The 17,973-nt window shown below is 74.1% G+C and carries 15 protein-coding genes; 11 read left to right on the top strand and 4 right to left on the bottom strand.

Translation table 11 applies throughout. The annotated features are described in order from the left end of the window. Positions 1–188: 188 nt before the first annotated feature. From mtrA to secA, 8 genes are all read left to right on the top strand, one after another. A complete protein-coding gene (gene mtrA / locus LEP48_RS14970) occupies positions 189–869 on the top strand; it encodes an MtrAB system response regulator MtrA (RefSeq protein WP_225566373.1) in 681 nt (226 codons plus the stop codon). Next, complete coding sequence (mtrB, locus tag LEP48_RS14965; RefSeq protein WP_308010041.1) at positions 856–2,661, top strand: MtrAB system histidine kinase MtrB; 1,806 nt, start codon at positions 856–858, stop codon at positions 2,659–2,661. The genes mtrA and mtrB overlap by 14 nt, the downstream gene beginning before the upstream one ends. Then, positions 2,658–4,409: an LpqB family beta-propeller domain-containing protein gene (locus LEP48_RS14960; RefSeq protein WP_225566372.1), complete on the top strand. Its 1,752-nt coding sequence runs from the start codon at positions 2,658–2,660 to the stop codon at positions 4,407–4,409. The genes mtrB and LEP48_RS14960 overlap by 4 nt, the downstream gene beginning before the upstream one ends. A gap of 100 nt (positions 4,410–4,509) precedes the next feature. Next, positions 4,510–5,331: a ComF family protein gene (locus LEP48_RS14955; RefSeq protein WP_225566371.1), complete on the top strand. Its 822-nt coding sequence runs from the start codon at positions 4,510–4,512 to the stop codon at positions 5,329–5,331. A gap of 176 nt (positions 5,332–5,507) precedes the next feature. After that, positions 5,508–6,164 carry a ribosome hibernation-promoting factor, HPF/YfiA family gene (gene hpf / locus LEP48_RS14950; RefSeq protein ID WP_225566370.1) on the top strand — a complete coding sequence of 219 codons (657 nt, stop codon included), beginning with the start codon at positions 5,508–5,510 and terminating at the stop codon, positions 6,162–6,164. 220 nt (positions 6,165–6,384) lie between these two features. After that, positions 6,385–7,653, top strand: a complete 1,269-nt coding sequence (locus tag LEP48_RS14945; RefSeq protein ID WP_225566368.1) for a winged helix-turn-helix domain-containing protein — start codon at positions 6,385–6,387, stop codon at positions 7,651–7,653. Positions 7,654–7,734: 81 nt separating this feature from the next. Beyond that, positions 7,735–9,324, top strand: a complete 1,590-nt coding sequence (locus tag LEP48_RS14940; protein WP_225566367.1) for a cation:proton antiporter family protein — start codon at positions 7,735–7,737, stop codon at positions 9,322–9,324. A 503-nt stretch (positions 9,325–9,827) separates the two neighbouring features. Beyond that, complete coding sequence (gene secA, locus LEP48_RS14935) at positions 9,828–12,869, top strand: preprotein translocase subunit SecA (RefSeq protein ID WP_225566366.1); 3,042 nt, start codon at positions 9,828–9,830, stop codon at positions 12,867–12,869. 121 nt (positions 12,870–12,990) lie between these two features. Here secA and LEP48_RS14930 read toward each other — a convergent pair whose 3' ends face one another. Both LEP48_RS14930 and LEP48_RS14925 read right to left on the bottom strand, forming a co-directional pair. Further along, complete coding sequence (locus tag LEP48_RS14930; RefSeq protein WP_225566365.1) at positions 12,991–13,437, bottom strand: Rv3235 family protein; 447 nt, start codon at positions 13,435–13,437, stop codon at positions 12,991–12,993. A gap of 250 nt (positions 13,438–13,687) precedes the next feature. Next, positions 13,688–14,647 carry a LysM peptidoglycan-binding domain-containing protein gene (locus LEP48_RS14925; protein WP_225566364.1) on the bottom strand — a complete coding sequence of 320 codons (960 nt, stop codon included), beginning with the start codon at positions 14,645–14,647 and terminating at the stop codon, positions 13,688–13,690. 170 nt (positions 14,648–14,817) lie between these two features. Here LEP48_RS14925 and LEP48_RS14920 point away from each other — a divergent pair, with 170 nt between their 5' ends. After that, positions 14,818–15,366, top strand: coding sequence for a hypothetical protein (locus LEP48_RS14920; RefSeq protein ID WP_225566363.1), 549 nt, complete (start codon positions 14,818–14,820; stop codon positions 15,364–15,366). Positions 15,367–15,424: 58 nt separating this feature from the next. Here the strand turns inward: LEP48_RS14920 and LEP48_RS14915 are convergent, their stop codons facing one another. After that, positions 15,425–15,634, bottom strand: coding sequence for a helix-turn-helix domain-containing protein (locus LEP48_RS14915; RefSeq protein WP_225566362.1), 210 nt, complete (start codon positions 15,632–15,634; stop codon positions 15,425–15,427). 136 nt (positions 15,635–15,770) lie between these two features. Between LEP48_RS14915 and LEP48_RS14910 the strand changes: the two genes are divergently transcribed. Both LEP48_RS14910 and LEP48_RS14905 read left to right on the top strand, forming a co-directional pair. After that, positions 15,771–16,427, top strand: a complete 657-nt coding sequence (locus LEP48_RS14910; RefSeq protein ID WP_225566360.1) for a hypothetical protein — start codon at positions 15,771–15,773, stop codon at positions 16,425–16,427. After that, positions 16,427–17,821 (top strand): CpaE/TadZ family protein, encoded by a 1,395-nt coding sequence (locus LEP48_RS14905; RefSeq protein ID WP_225566359.1) that lies wholly within the window; start codon positions 16,427–16,429, stop codon positions 17,819–17,821. Before LEP48_RS14910 ends, LEP48_RS14905 begins: the two co-directional genes overlap by 1 nt. Here LEP48_RS14905 and LEP48_RS14900 read toward each other — a convergent pair. Beyond that, the gene (locus LEP48_RS14900; protein ID WP_225566358.1) at positions 17,805–17,966 is read right to left on the bottom strand and encodes a VOC family protein; all 162 of its coding nucleotides are present in this window, start codon (positions 17,964–17,966) and stop codon (positions 17,805–17,807) included. The two genes, LEP48_RS14905 and LEP48_RS14900, sit on opposite strands and share 17 nt — an antisense overlap. Between the last annotated feature and the right edge of the window lie 7 nt (positions 17,967–17,973).

Genomic DNA, 17,973 nt, shown 5'->3' with positions numbered 1-17,973 from the left:
CGGTCGGGTCGGGAGATTACAGGCGGCGGGGTCGGCCGGTGGTCGGGCGTGCGGGTGAAACTCTGGGGGTCGAGCAGGGGCGTCCGCGACCGCGGAGGCGGAGAACCGGTGCCGCTGGACGGCACGACCCTAGTACCCCGGGGCGAGGTGCCCCACGCAGCAGTCCACAGCCTGGCAGACTGAGGCCCATGAAGTCCCGCGTGCTGGTGGTAGACGACGACACCGCCCTCTCCGAGATGATCGGCATCGTCCTGCGCTCCGAGGGGTTCGAGCCGGCCTTCTGCACGGACGGGGACAGTGCGCTCGCCGCCTTCCGCGACGAGCAGCCCGACCTCGTCCTGCTCGACCTGATGCTGCCCGGCAAGGACGGCATCGAGGTGGCCAGGGAGATCCGGGCGGAGTCCGGGACCCCGATCATCATGCTCACCGCCAAGACGGACACGGTGGACGTCGTCCTCGGCCTGGAGTCCGGTGCCGACGACTACGTGACCAAGCCGTTCAAGCCGAAGGAGCTCGTCGCGCGGATGCGCGCCCGCATGCGACGCACGGACGAGCCCGGCCCGGAGCGGCTGCGCGTGGGCGACGTCGAGATCGACGTCACGGGCCACAGCGTCACCCGCGAGGGCGAGCGCATCAGCCTCACGCCCTTGGAGTTCGACCTGCTGGTCGCGCTGGCGCGCAAGCCCTGGCAGGTCTTCACCCGCGAGGTGCTGCTGGAGAAGGTGTGGGGCTACCGGCACAGCGCCGACACCCGCCTGGTCAACGTGCACGTGCAGCGGCTGCGGTCCAAGGTCGAGCGCGACCCGGAGAACCCGACCGTCGTCCTGACCGTGCGAGGGGTGGGGTACAAGGCCGGTGCCCCGCGCTGAGGACGCCGCGCGCCGCGTCTCCGAGACGTGGCGGCGGTCGCGCCGCTGGGTGGCCCGGCGGGGCCGCGCGGTGGCGCACCGGTGGCGGTCGTCCCTGCAGCTGCGCGTGGTCGCGTCGGCGCTGGCCGTCGGCTTCCTGGCGGCCTCGCTGCTCGGCGTGTACCTGTCCTTCTCGATCCGTGACGGGCTGTTCGAGCAACGGGTGGACCGGATCGAGCTCGAGAACGCGGCGATGGCGGAGCAGGTGCGCACGTCGTTCAGCTCCTCGCCCGCGACCACGACGTCGGACCTGACGACGCTGCTGACCACCATGGTCCAGACCCTCGCGGTCGGGGCCTCGAGCGCGCAGGACTTCCTGCTGCTCAGCGGGCCGGACGTGAGCGTGCGGCTGGTCGAGCCCGCCACCGAGGTGGGCCTGGAGGAGATCGTGAGCCCGGAGCTGCGGGTCGCGACGCTCGCGTCCGACGGCCAGGTGCTGCAGTCCGTCCGGATCCCGGCCGAGTTCACGGACTCGGACGCGTCCGAGCCCGGCGTGGTGGTGGGCTCGACGGTCGAGGTGCCGACGATCGGCACGTACGAGCTCTACGCGGTCTACTCGCTCCAGGCGGAGCAGGAGACGCTGTCCTTCGTCCAGCGCATCCTCGCGATCGGCGCGACCGCGATCCTCGTGCTGATCGGCGTCCTGACCTGGTTCGTGACGCGGCAGACCGTCGCACCGGTCCGCCGGGCGGCCACGGTCGCGTCGCGCCTGGCCGACGGTCACCTGGACGAGCGGATGTCGGGCAGCCGTGGTCACGACGAGATGGCGACGCTCGCACGCACCTTCAACGAGATGGCGGCGAACCTCGAGGACCAGATCGCCCGGATGGAGGAGCTGTCGACCGCGCAGCGGCGGTTCGTGTCGGACGTGTCGCACGAGCTGCGCACCCCGCTGACGACGATCCGGATGGCGGGCGACGTCATCCACGGCTCGCGCGACGACCTCGACCCGGCGGCGCGGCGATCCGCGGAGCTCCTGCAGACCCAGCTCGACCGGTTCGAGCTGCTGCTCACGGAGCTGCTGGAGATCAGCCGCTTCGACGCCGGCGCGGCGGTGCTCGACGTCGAGCTCCGCGACCTGCGCGAGCTGGTGAACCGGGTCGTGGAGGGTGCCGCCCCGCTGGCGGAGTCCAAGTCCGTGTTCCTGTCCGTGACTCTGCCCGAGGAGCCGGCGACGGCCGACGTCGACCCGCGCCGGGTCGAGCGGATCGTGCGGAACCTGGTGGTCAACGCCGTCGAGCACGCCGAGGGGCGGCCCGTGGAGGTGGAGGTCGCGGCGGACGCGCGCGCCGTCGCGGTCGTGGTGCGCGACCACGGTGTCGGCCTGACGCCGGACCAGCTCCAGCGGGTCTTCGACCGGTTCTGGCGCGCCGACCCGGCGCGGGCACGCACCACCGGCGGCACGGGCCTGGGGCTCGCGATCTCGCTGGAGGACGCGCGCCTGCACGCCGGCTGGCTCGAGGTGACCGGGAAGATCGGCGAGGGGTCCACGTTCCGGCTGACCCTGCCGCGGCGCGCCGGTATCCGGCTTGAGCGCTCGCCGCTGCCGCTCGAGGCCGACCAGGGCGTCACGAACCTCCCGACCGGGCAGATTCCCGTGGTCTACCCGCCGACGGGGCCGACACCGACCGAGATCCCCGACCTGGAGCAGCCGGGCGTGGGGGCGCTGGACGACACGACCGCCGTCGACCCGAAGGGCGCACCGACCCCCGGCCCGTCCGGTGGCGGGGCACGGACCGAGGAGGAGCGATGAGAACCCCACGGCGACCGCGGACGACGGCGCTGCTCGCGGCGACGGTGGCAGCCCTCGCGGTGGTGGCCGGGTGCGCCCGCATCCCCACCGACGGCGCGGTGCGCGACGGCGCCGCCGAGCTGGAGCAGGCGAGCGAGATCGGGTTCATCCCCGCCGGCCCGACCCCGGGGGCGAGTCCCGACGAGATCGTCCGGGGCTTCCTCACGCAGGCGGCGGCGGGCCCCACGTCCGCCGGCTCGTTCGCGGCGGCGCAGGAGTTCGTCACGCGCAGCGCGTGGACGGGGTGGGACCGCTACGCCCGCGTCCTGGTGCTCGACGGCGAGGCGCTGCTGGACAGCTCCCTCGCCGAGGAACCGGCGGACGAGGAGGCCACCGACGCCGAGGTCACGACCGCCGTCGTGACGGCGCGGGCGAACGTCGTCGCCACCCTCGACGAGAACGGGGTGTACACGGAGGAGGCGCGGCCGAGCCCGGAGGCCGTCACCTTCGAGCTCACGCGGCAGGCCGACGGCGAGTGGCGCATCTCCCAGCTCGAGGACGGCCTCATGCTGTCGACGGCGTTCTTCGGCCAGGCGTTCCACCTCACGAGCCTGTACTTCCCCACGCCCGACCTGAGCTGGTGGGTGCCCGACGTGCGGTGGTTCCCGCGCCAGACCTGGCGCACGGACGCGACCAGCCAGATCCTCGCCGGCCCGCCCGAGTGGTTGGCGGACTCCACGGTGACGGTGATCCCGGAGGGCACCACGCTCGCGATCGACGCGGTGACCGTGGGCGACGACGGGACCATCGACGTCAGCCTCACCTCGACGATCACCCAGGCCACGAGCCAGGAGCGGGCGCTCGCCCTGGCGCAGCTCGAGGCCACCCTGGTCGAGGGCGGCGAGGGGCGCGACGTCGTGCTGTCGGACCGGACGTCGCCGCTGGTCGTGCCGGAGTCGGCCGTGGTCGAGCTGCCGCGGCCGCGGACCCTGGGGGCCGCCCGCGCGCTGACCGCCGACGGCCTCCAGGAGGTGGTGGGCCACTCCCTGGAGGACGCGGACCTCGCGGTGAGCCTCGAGGGGCTGGACCCGACGGCGCTCGCGGTGGGCAGCGGCGACAGCCCGGTGGTCGTGCGCGACGGCAAGGAGCGGATCGTCCGGGTGTCCGGGGACCAGGGGCAGACGGTCCTCATGTCCGGGACCAACCTCGTCGCGCCGTCGGTCGACCGTTTCGACGCGGTGTGGAGCGCCCAGGGCGACGAGCTGCTCGTGGCCCTGGCCTCGGGCCAGGTGCAGCCGGTCGACGTGAGCTGGCTCGCGGACCGGGCGGTGCTCTCGGTCCGGGTGTCGCCGGAGGGTGCGCGGATCGCGGTGGTCAGCTCGGGCACCGGTGGCCGCAGCGTCCACGTCGCGGGCATCCAGCGGGACGCCGACGGGGTCCCCACGGGGTTGTCCGACCCGGTCCAGGTGGGCGCGCCGGTCAGCCAGGCCGCGCTGGCGTCGTGGCAGGAGGGCGCGGTGCTGGCGATCCTCGGCATGAACAACGACGGTGACCGCATCCTGTCGCTGGCCGGGGTCGGTGGCCAGGCCGGCACCGGTGGGCAGACCCGCACGGTGACGGGGGTCACCGGCCCGAGGTGGGTCACGTCGTCGGTCGGCACGGGCGCGATGCTCGTGCTCGACGGCGACGGGACCCTGTACTCGCGTCAGACGTCGTCGCTGTGGCCGGTGGTGTCCGAGGGCGTGACGGCGGTCGCCTACCCGGGCTGACGGGTGCCGGACGTCGTCCCCAGGGGCCCGCGCGCCGTCGTGGTCCCCAGGGGCGTGTCCGTCGGGTCGGGACGCCGGCACTCTCGGCAAGACTCCGGGGATGGTCCGACGACGAGGGGATGCACGACCGCTGGGCCGGGCAGCCGGCTGGGCCCGCGAGCTCGCACGCCTCGTCGTGCCCGTGGCGTGCGCAGGCTGCGGGCTGCCCGACGTGCGCTGCTGCCCGGCCTGCGCCGCCCCGCTGGCAGGCGTCCCGCGGCGGGTCGAGGACGCGGCGCCCCGGCTCGACCGGCTCGACGGCGTGGAGCCGCTGCCCGTGTGGGCGCTCGCGCCGTATGCGGGCGAGGTCCGGGAGCTGGTCGTCGGCTGGAAGGACCGGGGCCGGGTCGACCTCGACCGGCTGCTCGTGCCCGCGGTGCGCAGGGCCGCGGGGGCGGTGGCGGGGCCGGTCGCCGCCGCGGCACGGGGTGCGCCGGTCCTCGTCGTCCCCGCACCGTCGACGGCGGCCGCGCGTCGGGCGCGGGGCCGCGAGCACGTCGTGGTGCTCGCCGGCGCGGTGGCGCAGGGCCTGCGTGACGCGGGCGTCCCGGCACACGTCGTACGGGCGCTGGGGCGGCGCGGTCACAGCCGGGACCAGGTAGGACTCGGGGCCCGGGCGCGGGGCCGCAACCTCGCGACCGGCGTCGTCGTGCACCGCAGGGCCTCGGCCGAGGTCGCGTCCGGGGCGGTCTGCCTGCTAGTGGACGACGTCGTCACCACCGGGGCCACGCTGGCCTCCGCCGAACGGGCGCTGGAGGCGGCACAGGCCGAGGTCGTCGCCGCGCTGGTGGTCGCGGCGACACCCCCGCCGGGCCGTCCGGCGACGCCCGTCGAGGCGGCGACGCCCTCGGTGTACCCGGGCCACCGGGAGGGGTTAGCCTAGGTATCCGACGGCAGGTGGAACGCGACGAGCGGACCGTCTGACCGACCCGCGACCGCGGCCGGGCCGAGTGCCCGGCGACCGGGAGGTGGTGCCGATACCGGCACCCCTCGAGGTGCCCAGACAGCACAACCGGGTCGCTCGAGTCGGGCAGACCCACGACGAAGTGGAGCAACACGATGGAGATCGTCGTCGTCGGCAGGCACACCGAGGTGGCGGAGCGTTTCCGCCGTCACGCGGAGGACAAGCTCGCCAAGGTCACCCAGCTCGCCCCCTACGCCCGTCGCGTGGACGTCGAGGTCACGCGTGAGAACAACCCGAGGTTGTCCGAGCTGCGCGAGCGGGTGGAGCTCACCGTCCGGGACAAGGGGCCCGTGATCCGCGCGGAGGCCGCGGCGGACGACCGCTTCGGTGCGCTGGACCTGGCCCTGGACAAGCTGACCGAGCGCCTGCGCCGTGCGCGCGACCGCCGCAAGGACCACCGCCGCCGCTCCAACGACGTCATCCCCGCCGTCGACGTCCGCCCGTACGACGAGGTGGCCGCCGAGCGCGAGACGGAGGCCGCCCCCGCGACGCTCGCCGAGCCCGGCGACGCGGTCGAGCACCAGCTCGGCGACTCGCCGGTGCTGATCCGGGAGAAGCTGCACCGCGCCGAGCCGATGACCGTCGACGACGCCGTCTACCAGATGGAGATGGTGGGGCACGACTTCTTCCTCTTCATCGACAAGGAGTCCGCCCGCCCGGCGGCCGTCTACCGGCGCCGCGGCTGGACGTACGGCGTGATCCAGCTCGACACCCAGGTCGACGGCGCCGAGCCGGTCACCGAGCTCACCTGACGCCAGGGCAGACACCCGCCGAGACGGAGAGGGGTCCCGCCGAGATAGAGTGGGGGGCCCCCACGCTAGCCCGCGGGGCCCCGGCCGGGGGGGGGGGGGGGGGGGGGACCCCCCCCGCGAGGGTGGGGGGCCCCGCCTTTATAGTGCGGGCCCCCCTCTCTATCTCGGCGGGCCCCTCTCCGTCTCGGCGGGTGTCGGTGGGCGCGGGCAGGATGCCGGGGTGGACACCCTCTCGCTCGCCCAGGCGCGGCGCATCGCGCTCGCCGCGCAAGGACTGCACCGCCCGCGCCCCGAGGGAGAGGTGTCGATGCGGCGCGCGATGGCGGGGGTGGACCGCCTGAACCTGCTGCAGATCGACTCGGTGAACGTCCTGGCCCGGGCGCACCTGATGCCGTTGTTCTCGCGGCTCGGGCCGTACGACGTCGGCCTGCTCGACCGGGCGTCGGGCCGCTCGCCGCGCCGGATCGTCGAGACCTGGGCGCACGTCGCGTCCTTCGTGCCCGCGACGACGTACCCGCTGCTCGAGTGGCGGCGCCGCAACTACTTGGACGAGGCGTGGGGCGAGATCTCCGGCACCGCGCTCGCCCACGCGCACGAGGTCGACCTGGTGCGGCAGATGGTCGCCGAGCGCGGGCCGGTCACGGCGCGCGAGATCCACGACGAGCTGGAGGCCGCGGGCCGCACCACGCCGCGCACCCGGGAGGAATGGGGGTGGAACTGGACGGTCGCCAAGCGGTGCCTCGAGTTCCTCTTCTTCACCGGCGAGGTGATGTCGGCGCGGCGCAACAGCGCGTTCGAGCGCTGCTACGACCTGCCGGAGCGGGTGCTGCCGCCCGCGGTGCGCACCGTCGAGCCCGTGCCGCACGCGGACGCGGTGCGCGAGCTGCTCGCGCTCGGCGCGCGGGCGCACGGGGTGGGGACGGCGCGCTGCTTCGCCGACTACTTCCGGCTCAAGGGCCCCGTGGTACGTCGGGCGCTCGCGGAGCTCGTCGAGGACGGTGTGCTCGCGCGGGTGCGGGTCGACGGCTGGGACCAGCCGACGTTCCGGCACCGGGACGCGCGGCTGCCGCGCCGGGCCGAGGGGAGGGCCCTGCTCAGCCCGTTCGACCCGCTCGTGTGGGAGCGGCGCCGGCTGGAGGCGCTGTTCGACGTCTACTACCGCATCGAGATCTACGTGCCCGCACCGCTCCGCACCCTCGGCTACTACGTGCTGCCCTTCCTCGAGGGGGACGCGATCACCGCGATGGTCGACCTCAAGGCCGACCGGCAGGCCGGCGTCCTCCGGGTGCAGGCGGCGCACGCCACCGCGCACGCGACCGACGGCACCGCGGCAGCGCTCGGGGCGGAGCTTGAGCTCCTCGCCGGCTGGCTGGGCCTGGACGAGACGGTCGTGGGACCGCGGGGCGACCTCGCCCCCCGGCTGTCCCGCGCCACGGCGGTCCCGGGCGGCGGCGCGGGAAGCGTCATGGCGGCGGCCGCGGGGGCCTGAGGCGCCTCGAGACATCTGCCGCCGCGGTGGTGCGCGGCCGCGACGTCTGGGATCCTCGCGGCAGTCCACGCGAGGAGCGCCATGGCCACCGCAGTGCTGTACCTCGCCGCCGCGCTGCTCGGCGGATTCCTGGCGATGCTGGCGCGCCTGCCGCCGCTGGTGGGGTTCCTCGCCGCGGGCTTCGCGCTCGGGGTGGCGGGCGCACCGGAGCTGCCCGAGCTCGAGCTGGTCGCGGAGCTCGGCGTCGCCTTCCTGCTGTTCGCGATCGGGCTGAAGCTCGACGTCCGCTCCCTGCTGCGCAGGGAGATCTGGTTCACGACCATGGCGCACCTCGCGGTGAGCGTCGCGCTCGGCGTCGGGTTCCTGGGGTTCCTCGCCGTCGTCGGCCTGCCGCTGCTCGCCGACGAGCCCTTCGGGTCGCTGGCACTGGTCGGCCTGGCGCTGTCGTTCTCCTCCACGGTGTTCGTCGTCAAGGTGCTGGAGGACCGGTCCGACACGACGGCGCTCTACGGCCGGATCGCCGTCGGTGTGCTCGTGGTCCAGGACATCGTCGCCGTGGTGTTCCTCGCGCTGTCGACGGGGGAGCCGCCCAGTCCCTGGGCCGTGACGCTGCTGGGGCTGCTGCCGGGCCGGCTCCTGCTGCACCGCCTCTGGGACCGTACCGGGCACGGCGAGATGCAGGCGCTGTTCGGGGCCTTCGTCGCCCTCGTCCCCGGGTTCTGGCTGTTCGAGACGGTCGGGCTGTCCGGTGATCTCGGCGCACTGGTCATGGGCGCGCTGCTCGCAGGCCACCCGCACGCGACCGAGCTGTCGCGCTCGCTCCTGACCGTCAAGGACCTCGCGCTCGTCGCGTTCTTCCTGCAGATCGGTCTCCACGGCACCCCCACGGCCGCCGACGTCGGCCTCGCGCTCCTCCTGCTGCTCCTCGTGCCGCTCCAAGCGGCGGCCTACGCCGTCCTCCTGTGGCTCATGCACCTGCGACGGCGCACGGCGTTCCTGGCCGCGCTGACGCTCGGCAACTTCTCCGAGTTCGGCATCATCGTGGTCGCCGTCGGGGCCACCCACGGGCTCCTCGACGAGGAGTGGGCGGTGGTCGTCTCGCTCGCGGTGGCCGCCAGCTTCGTCGTCTCGGCGATCGTCAACCGGCGCGGGGTGGAGCTCGCGACCTGGCTCACCCGCCTGCTGCCGCGCCGCGACGCCGCGAGGCTGCACCCGGACGACCGGCCCGTGGACGTCGGGGACGCCGACGCCGTCGTGCTGGGGCTCGGCCGCGTCGGCGCGGCGACGTACACGCGGCTGCGGGACACGTACGGCTTCGCCGTCATCGGCGTCGAGCACGACCGCACACGCGTGGCGGCGCTGCGCGCCCAGGGGATCGACGTCGTGCCCGCCGACGCCACGGACACCGAGTTCTGGACGCGCGTCAAGCGGGCCGGGCACGTGCGGCTCGCCGTCCTGGCGATGCCGTTCCACAAGGCGAACCTCATCGCGCTCGCGCGGCTGCGGGCCACCGGGTTCGACGGCCGGGTGGCGGCGATCGCCCGGTACGACGCCGATGCCGCGGAGCTGCGGCGCCACGGCGCCGACGCCGTCTTCCACCTCTACGGGGCGGCGGGTGCCGAGCTGGCGGACCAGGCCGCCAGCCCGACGCCGCCCGGGGGCGAGCGCTGAGCGGGCCACCCGGCATCGGCGACGTAGGGGCCGCCGTTCGTCCGCTGCGAACCCGGGCGTGGCGGGCCGAGGATCGGCTTCAAGCCCGGCGAAGAACTGTCCGTGTCCGTCGAGGCGGCGTAGCACGAGACTGCGGGCACACGATCGACCGCGGCCTGAACGCCGCGGTCAACCTCGCCACCTGGGGCGAGAAGCACCACCGCTCCCAGGACTTGGCCCCCGAAGCACGAGGCCAGGTCAACAACGCCTGCCGAGCGGACGGCTCTGGCTCACGCACCCGCGTGAGCGAGACCGGCCGGGATGACGTGGGAACCCTCACCGCTTCGGCGGCACAGGGACGTCCGAGAAGGATGCTGCTGACAGCCTCACGGAGGTTGCTCGACAGGCTCTAGGATGGTCCTGGTGTGACCCAGGTGACGACGCGCTCGAGCCATCGGCCGGCGTCGGCGCCGCAACCGTACGGTCCCGGACATCCCGGGGCGTCACCGACCCAGGAGTACTGCGTGCCTGCGATCCTCGAGAAGGTCCTGCGTTTCGGCGAGGGCCGGATCCTCAAGAAGCTCACCAGCTACGCCGAGCAGGTCAACCGGCTCGAACCGAGCTTCACCGAGCTCAGCGACGCCGAGCTCCAGGAGGAGACCGCACGGTTCAAGGAGCGGCTGGAGCACGGTGCGTCCCTCGACGAGCTGTTGCCGGAGGCGTTCGCCGCCGTCCGGGAGGCGTCCCGGCGCACCCTCGGTCAGCGGCACTTCGACGTCCAGCTCATGGGCGGCGCGGCCCTGCACCTCGGCAACATCGCCGAGATGCGCACCGGTGAGGGCAAGACGCTCGTCGCCACGACCGCGGCGTACCTCAACGCGCTCGAGGGCAAGGGCGTGCACGTCATCACCACGAACGACTTCCTCGCGAAGTACCAGGGCGACCTGATGGGGCGCGTGTTCCGCTTCCTGGGCCTGACGACGGGCGTCATCCTGTCCGGCCAGACGCCCGACGAGCGCCGCAGGCAGTACGCCGCGGACATCACGTACGGCACGAACAACGAGTTCGGCTTCGACTACCTGCGCGACAACATGGCCTGGTCGCCCGACGACCTGGTGCAGCGCGGCCACCACTTCGCGATCGTCGACGAGGTCGACTCGATCCTCATCGACGAGGCGCGGACGCCGCTCATCATCTCGGGTCCCTCGTCCGGCGACGCGAACCGCTGGTACACGGAGTTCGCCAAGGTGGTGCGCCGCCTCGAGGCCGAGAAGGACTACGAGGTCGACGAGAAGAAGCGCACCGTCGGCGTGCTCGAGCCAGGGATCGAGAAGATCGAGGACTACCTCGGCATCGACAACCTGTACGAGTCGCTCAACACGCCGCTCATCGGCTTCCTCAACAACGCGATCAAGGCCAAGGAGCTGTTCAAGCGCGACAAGGACTACGTCGTGATGAACGGCGAGGTCATGATCGTCGACGAGCACACCGGCCGAATCCTCGCCGGCCGCCGCTACAACGAGGGCATGCACCAGGCCATCGAGGCCAAGGAGGGCGTGCAGATCAAGGCGGAGAACCAGACGCTCGCCACGATCACGCTGCAGAACTACTTCCGCCTCTACAGCAAGCTCGCCGGCATGACCGGTACGGCCGAGACGGAGGCCGCGGAGTTCCAGGGCACGTACAAGCTCGGCGTCGTGCCCATCCCGACCAACCGGCCGATGATCCGCATCGACCAGCCCGACCTCGTCTACAAGAACGAGGACGGCAAGTTCGGTGCGGTCGTCGACGACATCGTGGAGCGTCACGCCCAGGGGCAGCCGGTGCTCGTCGGCACCACGAGCGTCGAGAAGTCCGAGCTGCTGTCCAGCCTGCTCAAGCGTGCGGGCGTCCCGCACAACGTGCTGAACGCCAAGGAGCACGAGCGTGAGGCTGCCGTCGTCGCCCAGGCGGGACGCAAGGGCGCCGTCACCGTGGCGACCAACATGGCCGGTCGTGGAACCGACATCATGCTCGGTGGCAACGCGGAGTTCCTCGCCGTGAGCGAGATGTCGGCGCGCGGCCTGGACGCGGCGGAGGACCCGGAGGAGTACGAGGCCGCCTGGCCCGACGTCCTGGAGAAGGCCAAGCACGCCGTCGCCGCGGAGCACGAAGAGGTCAAGTCCCTCGGCGGGCTGTACGTGCTGGGCACCGAGCGCCACGAGTCGCGACGCATCGACAACCAGCTCCGCGGTCGTTCCGGCCGTCAGGGCGACCCGGGCGAGTCCCGGTTCTACCTGTCCATGCAGGACGACCTCATGCGCCTGTTCAACTCGGGCCTCGCCTCGTCGATGATGGACCGCGCCGGGTTCCCGGACGACATGCCGCTCGAGTCGAAGATGGTCACCCGCGGGATCCAGAGCGCGCAGTCGCAGGTCGAGTCGCGCAACTTCGAGATCCGCAAGAACGTGCTCAAGTACGACGACGTCCTGGCTCGCCAGCGTTCTGTCATCTACGCCGAGCGCAAGCGGGTGCTCGAGGGCGAGGACCTCGAGGAGCAGGTGCAGCACTTCCTCAGCGACGTCATCACCGCCTACGTCGACGGCGCCACCTCCACGGGCAACCCGGAGTCGTGGGAGCTCGACGGGCTGTGGACCGCGCTGAAGTCCGTGTACCCCGTGTCGATCACGCCCGAGGACGTCATCGACGAGGCGGGCGGTATCGGCAGCCTCAGCCACGACCTGGTGCTGACGGAGCTGCTGTCCGACGCGCGCGTGGCCTACGAGGCCCGCGAGGAGTCCCTCGGCGAGCCCGCGATGCGCCAGCTCGAGCGGCGCGTCGTGCTGTCCGTGCTGGACCGCAAGTGGCGCGAGCACCTCTACGAGATGGACTACCTCAAGGAGGGCATCGGCCTGCGCGCGATGGCGCAGCGCGACCCGCTCATCGAGTACCAGCGCGAGGGCTTCCAGCTCTTCCAGGCCATGACCGAGGCCATCAAGGAGGAGTCGGTCGGGTTCCTGTTCAACCTCGAGGTGCAGGTGCAGCAGGGCGGGCAGGCGGGCGGCCCGGCGATCTCGGCCGCAGGCGCCGCCGCCGCGGCGCAGAGCGCCGCGGGTCAGCTGCTGGCCTCGGGCGCCACCCCTGGCGCGCAGGCGTCCCGGCCGACGCCGGCCGCTGCTCCCGAGCCCGAGGTGCCCGCCGCGTTCGGCGGAGCGCGCGGTCGTGCGGCGCGCAAGGCGCCGGTCGCGCCTGCGGAGACCGGGCCGGCGGCGGCCGAGCCCGCGGAGGCCGGGCGCGCGGAGGAGGCGCCCGCCGCGTCGGCCGGCACCGCCCCCGCGGACGAGGAGCCCGTGCTCGTCGCCAAGGGCCTGGAGGCTCCGCGGCCGCAGAACCTGCAGTACTCCGCGCCGAGCGAGGACGGGTCGACGTCGGTCGCCGGTGACTCGCGCCGGGCACGCAGGGCGCTGCACGGCGAGGCGACCGCCGTCGAGAGCGACGGACGCACCTTCCCGGGCACCCCGCGCAACGCGCAGTGCCCCTGTGGTTCGGGCAAGAAGTACAAGGTCTGCCACGGCGCCAACGAGTGACGCACCACCCCGCGAGATAGAGAGGTCTTCTCGCGAGATAGAGAGGGGGCGGCCCGCACGTGGTGCGGGCCGCCCCCTCTCTATCTCGCGAGAAGACCTCTCTATCTCGCGGGCGCAGGGGTCAGCCGATCTCCAGGACGGCCACGCGCCACGTCCCGCGCCGGGCCTCGAGCCGTACCGCCGCCGCACGCACCCGGCCGTCGTCGTCGAGCACCACCGTGGCCTCGGCGACGTCGTCACCCAGGCGCACGAGCCGCACCCGGCGGACCAGCACCGGCCTGCTGGCCGGGGCACCGTCGGAGACCGGCCTGCTGCCGGCCCGGGACCGCAGGAGGCGAGCACGCTCGGCGAGCTGGTCCCGCACCTGCGGGGTGACCCATCGCGCGAGCTGGGCGGCGGGGCGCTCGTCGCGCAGCACCTCGACGGCGGCACGCACCACGGAACAGCACTGCGCGGTCGGGTCGGGCAGCGGCGCCGGCGTGCGGGGGCGGATCGGCCGGGCGGCGGCCTCGTCGTCGAGCTCGGCGGCCGGCCGCCGTGTCGGGCCTCCGACCCGGACCCTGCGCACACCCGGCCGGCGGGCTGCCTCGGGATATGAGGCCGGGCCTGGCCGCCGAGGTCCGGCGACGATGCGCGGTCGCGGGGCCGGGGCGGACGTCCCCGGTGCCTCAGTGCCCGCCGGAGCAGGTGTCGTGGTCGCGGCCGGGCTCGCGCTGCGAGGGGCGCTGGTCGTGGTCATGCGGGCCTCCGGGTCCTGGGCGCCTGGCGGGCGCGGGTCGCTCTGGGTCAGGGACGGGCGGTGCTGAGGGCGACGCCGGTCACTTCGGCACCTGGAGCACCTGCCCCGGGAGGATGACGTCCGGGTCGGACCCGATGACGTCACGGTTCGCGTCGTGCCACCGGACCACCTCGCGCAGGACGTCGGCGTCGGACGGTGAGCCGTCGAGCCGCTCGGCGGCGAGGTCCCACAGGGTGTCGCCCCGTAGGACGACATGGGTGCCGTCGTCCGGTCCCGCGGGGCGGATCGTCCTCGCCACCGTGGTCGCGGCTCCCGGACCAGGGGAGTCGTCCTCGGCGGTGGTCTCGGTGGTGTCGGTGCTCTCGGTGGTCTCGGACGCTGCCGTATCCTCGGCCGCGGCCGGCGTCTCCGTGGTCGGGGTCGCGTCGCTCCCGTCCGGCGGCGGGGGCACCGTGGTGACGGCGTCGGCGGGCACCTGTGCCGCGGCGTCGACAGCGGTGGTCTCCAAAGAGTCCTCGGAGGATGTGCTCGCATCCGTCGCCTCGGACGGTGCCTGGGCCGGCGTCGACTGCCAGCCGAGGTCGATCACCTCGGCGACCGAGGGGGTGCCCTGACCGCCCGGAATGTCGCTGGAGCTGTCGGCAGCCAGTGCCGCCGTCGGCGCGAGGGCCAGACCCGTTCCCACGCCGACGCCGACCGCGGAGCGAGCGAGACGACGGACGGCCCCGGGGGCCACGCGGTCGAGCACCGCCCAGCCCGCCCGCCAGTGGCGGCCGAGTCGGCCGGACGCGACGCAGGTGAGCGCGACGAGGGCGCTGAGGCCGAGCCACGCACCCGCGAGCGCGCCCGCCGTCACCACGACGAGCTCGACCACGTGGTCGACGGAGAGCCCGGCCATGGTCTCGCCCGCGGCCCCGGCTTCCGGGAGCAGCGCCCATGCCCGCCGTGCCAGCAGCCACGCCGCGGCGAGCGCGCCGGCCGCGACGAGCGCGAGCCGGCCCGTGCCACGGCCGGACGGCGGGGTGGTCTTGCCGGCCATCGGATCTCCTTCGTCCCTGGGACCGCGGATCGATCGATCCTCGATCGGTGCCGATGATGCCTGTTGATAGCGTTTGGCATCATCTGATGGCAGTTATTGAAGCGGACTGGTGCCACCTTGTCCACCCCGGCATGCTGGGGCTGTCCGTCGCACGAATGACAGGGAGCTCCATGACCGGGCCTGGACCGCTGCGCTGGGCGCTGCTCTTCGACGACCTCGAGGCGCGGTTCGCGGCCGAGGAGGCCGCCGAGCGCGAGGGCGTCGTCGCCGAGCTGACCCGTGCCGAGCAGGCGTCGATACCGCTCACCGACCGCCTGCGGGCCGCGATCGGCACCGCGGTGCGGTGCGAGCTGGCCGACGGCGAGGGCGTCGACGGCCGCGTCGTGCGGGTGGCGGACTCCTGGCTGCTCCTGGACGGCCAGGGCGTGCGGGGCCGGGTGCAGCACCTGGTGCCGCGCGCGTCGGTGAGCGCGGTGGTGGGCCTCGGCCGGATGGCCGTCCCCTCGGGTGCGCGGACCGACCGGCTCGGGCTCGGGCACGTGCTGCGCGGACTGCAACGGGACCGCTCACGGGTGCTGGTGCGCACGCGCGGCGGTGCCGTGGTCGGCCGGATCGGGCGGGTCGGCGCCGACCACCTCGATGTCGAGGAGACCGACCGCGCGCGGCCGGTGGTCAGCACGGTGCCGTTCGCGGCCGTGCTGCGCGTCAGCGAGGCGTAGGGCGGCAGACGGGCGCGCCCGGCCGAGGACCGGCGACGACGCGAGGAGCCGAGGGCGCCTAGAGCTCGCCGGACGCGATGCGGTCGCGGGTGCGGGCGTACTGGTGCTCGATGTACTCCTCGAGCTTGCTCGCCTCGACCCGCCACACCTTCTTGGGCCCGACCTGGATCGCAGGCAGCTCGCCCGAACGCACCAGCGAGTACGCCTGCGTGCTCGAGATGTTGAGCATCTCCTGCACGTCCGCGAGCGACAGGAATCGGCTGGTCATAGCGGCAGTCTCGCACAGTGGACACCACGGTTGGTGCTGCTTGTCCACAGGGATGATCGAAAGGCGTCCGTGGATCACGGATGATAGGTGACCGGCGCGACGACGCGCCCGCAGCCCCGACCTCCGGAGGACGTCCGTGAGCACCGACCATCTGCCCGCCCCGACCGCGCCGCGGCTGCGTCGCCCCGGCTGGCGCGACCCCCGCCTCGTCGTCGGCATCGTCATCGTCGCCGCCTCCGTGGCCCTGGGGTCCTGGGCGGTGTCCAGCGCCTCGCAGACGGTGCCGGTCTACGCCGCCGACAGCACCCTGACGCCCGGCGAGCCCGTCGCGGTCGAGGGCCTGCGCACCGTCGACGTCCGGCTGGGTTCCGGGACGGACCTCTATCTGCGCGCCGACCGCCCGTTCCCGGAGGACCTCGTGGCGCTGCGGGTCGTCGACGAGGGCGAGCTCGTGTCGCGCGCGTCGCTCGGTGCGGCGGCCGACGTCGACGTCCGCTCGGTGGCTGTGCCCGTGGACCAGGGGGTCTCCGAGCGGATCGCGGCGGGCGCCGTCGTCGACCTGTGGTCCGTCCCCGAGACCTCGGCGGGGGGTACCGCCCCGGTGAGCGACCCGGCGCCGCTGGTGACCGGCGTCGTCGTCGAGCAGGTGGACTCGGCCGGCAGCGGTCTGGTGGTCTCCGACGGCGCGACGCTGCACGTGCTCGTCGGCACGGACGACCTGCCCGCCGTGCTCAAGGCGCTGGCGTCGCCCGGCGCGGTCACGGTCGTGCCGCAGGCCGGGACGGGCGTGTGATGGCCGCGAGCCTCACCGTCCTGTGCGCGGTCCGTGGCCCGGCCGAGACCGACGTCGTGCTCGCGCTCGGCACGCCGGGTGCGGGGCTCACGGTCACCCGCCGCTGCGGCGACGTCGCCGAGCTGCTGGCGGCGGCCGCCGCCGGTGCCGGCATGGTGGCCCTGGTCTCGGGCGACCTCCCGGGCCTGGACCGCGACGTCGTCGGCCGCCTGCACGACGCGGGGGTGCGGGTCGCCGCGCTGGGCGACGACGGGGCGCCCGCCGAGCGGCTGCGTGCGCTGGGCGTCGACGCCGTCGTCGAGCAGTACGAGGACTGGGCGGTGCTGGCCGCTGTGCGGGAGGCCGCCGCGGTGGTGACCCCGACGGGTCCGGCGCCCCGCAGCGTCCTGGCGGGCCCCGGCCCCGGTCCGCAGGCCGCGCCGCCCGCCGCCGTGCACGGTGACGCGTGGGATGACGACGACACCGTGCGGACGGCCGTGCCGGACCCGCGCGACCTCCCGCGCCGAGGGCATGTCGTGGCCGTCTGGGGGCCCGTCGGGGCGCCGGGGCGCACCACCGTCGCCGTGGAGCTCGCGGCCGAGCTCGCCGGGCTGGTGACCCGGGCCGGTCGGCGTCGGCGGCGCGGTCGCTCGGCGACCAGGAACGACGGTGACGGCACCCGGCCCGAGGCGCTGACCTCGCTGCTCGTGGACGCGGACACCTACGGTGCGTCGGTCGCGGCGCGGCTCGGCATGCTCGACGACGCTCCGGGCCTGGCCGCGGTCGCCCGTGCCGCGGGTCAGGGCACGCTCGACCTGGCCACCCTCGCCCGCAACAGCCCCGTGGTGAACGGTCGGCTGCGCGTGCTGACGGGGATCACGCGGGCGGCGCGCTGGCCGGAGCTGCCCGCCAGCGCCGTCGAGGTGGTGCTCGAGCGGGCGCGCGAGCTGGCCCACTGGACGGTTGTCGACTGCGGCGCCGTGCTCGAGTCGGACGAGATGCTCATGTACGACACCCGCGCGCCTCAGCGCAACGCGACCACCCTCGCCGCGCTGCAGGCGGCGGACGTCGTGGTGGTCGTCGGTTCCGCGGACCCGATCGGCATCCAGCGTCTGGTGCGTGGCCTGGAGGAGCTGTCCGAGGTGCCGGTGCCCGTCGCGGCGCCGCGGCTGGTGGTGGCCAACCGGGTCCGGGCGTCCGCCGTCGGGCCGCACCCCGAGGAGTCGGTGCGCGACGCGCTCGCCCGCTACGCCGGGCTGGAGGAGGTGCACCTGGTGCCGCAGGACGCCACGGCGTTGGACGGCGCCGTCCTCGCGGGGCGCACGCTCGCGGAGCACGCGCCGACGTCGCCCGTGGCGCGCGCCGTCGCGTCTCTGGCGAACGGCGTGCGGGAGTCGGTCAGGACGGCTGCATGAACATCCAGCGGTGGCCCTCGAGGTCCTCGACCCGGTAGGACCTGCCGTACGGGTTGGTCTCGACCTCGGACAGCAGGGTGGCTCCGGCCGCCGCGGCGCGGTCGCGGCGGTGCGTCCGGCCCCCGGAACCGAGCGTAGACGGCACACTGGGG

Source organism: Isoptericola luteus, assembly GCF_020297055.1.
GTDB lineage: Bacteria > Actinomycetota > Actinomycetes > Actinomycetales > Cellulomonadaceae > Isoptericola > Isoptericola luteus.
The sequence above is the reverse complement of the archived record's forward strand: the minus strand, read 5'-3'. Positions and strand labels throughout refer to the sequence as shown.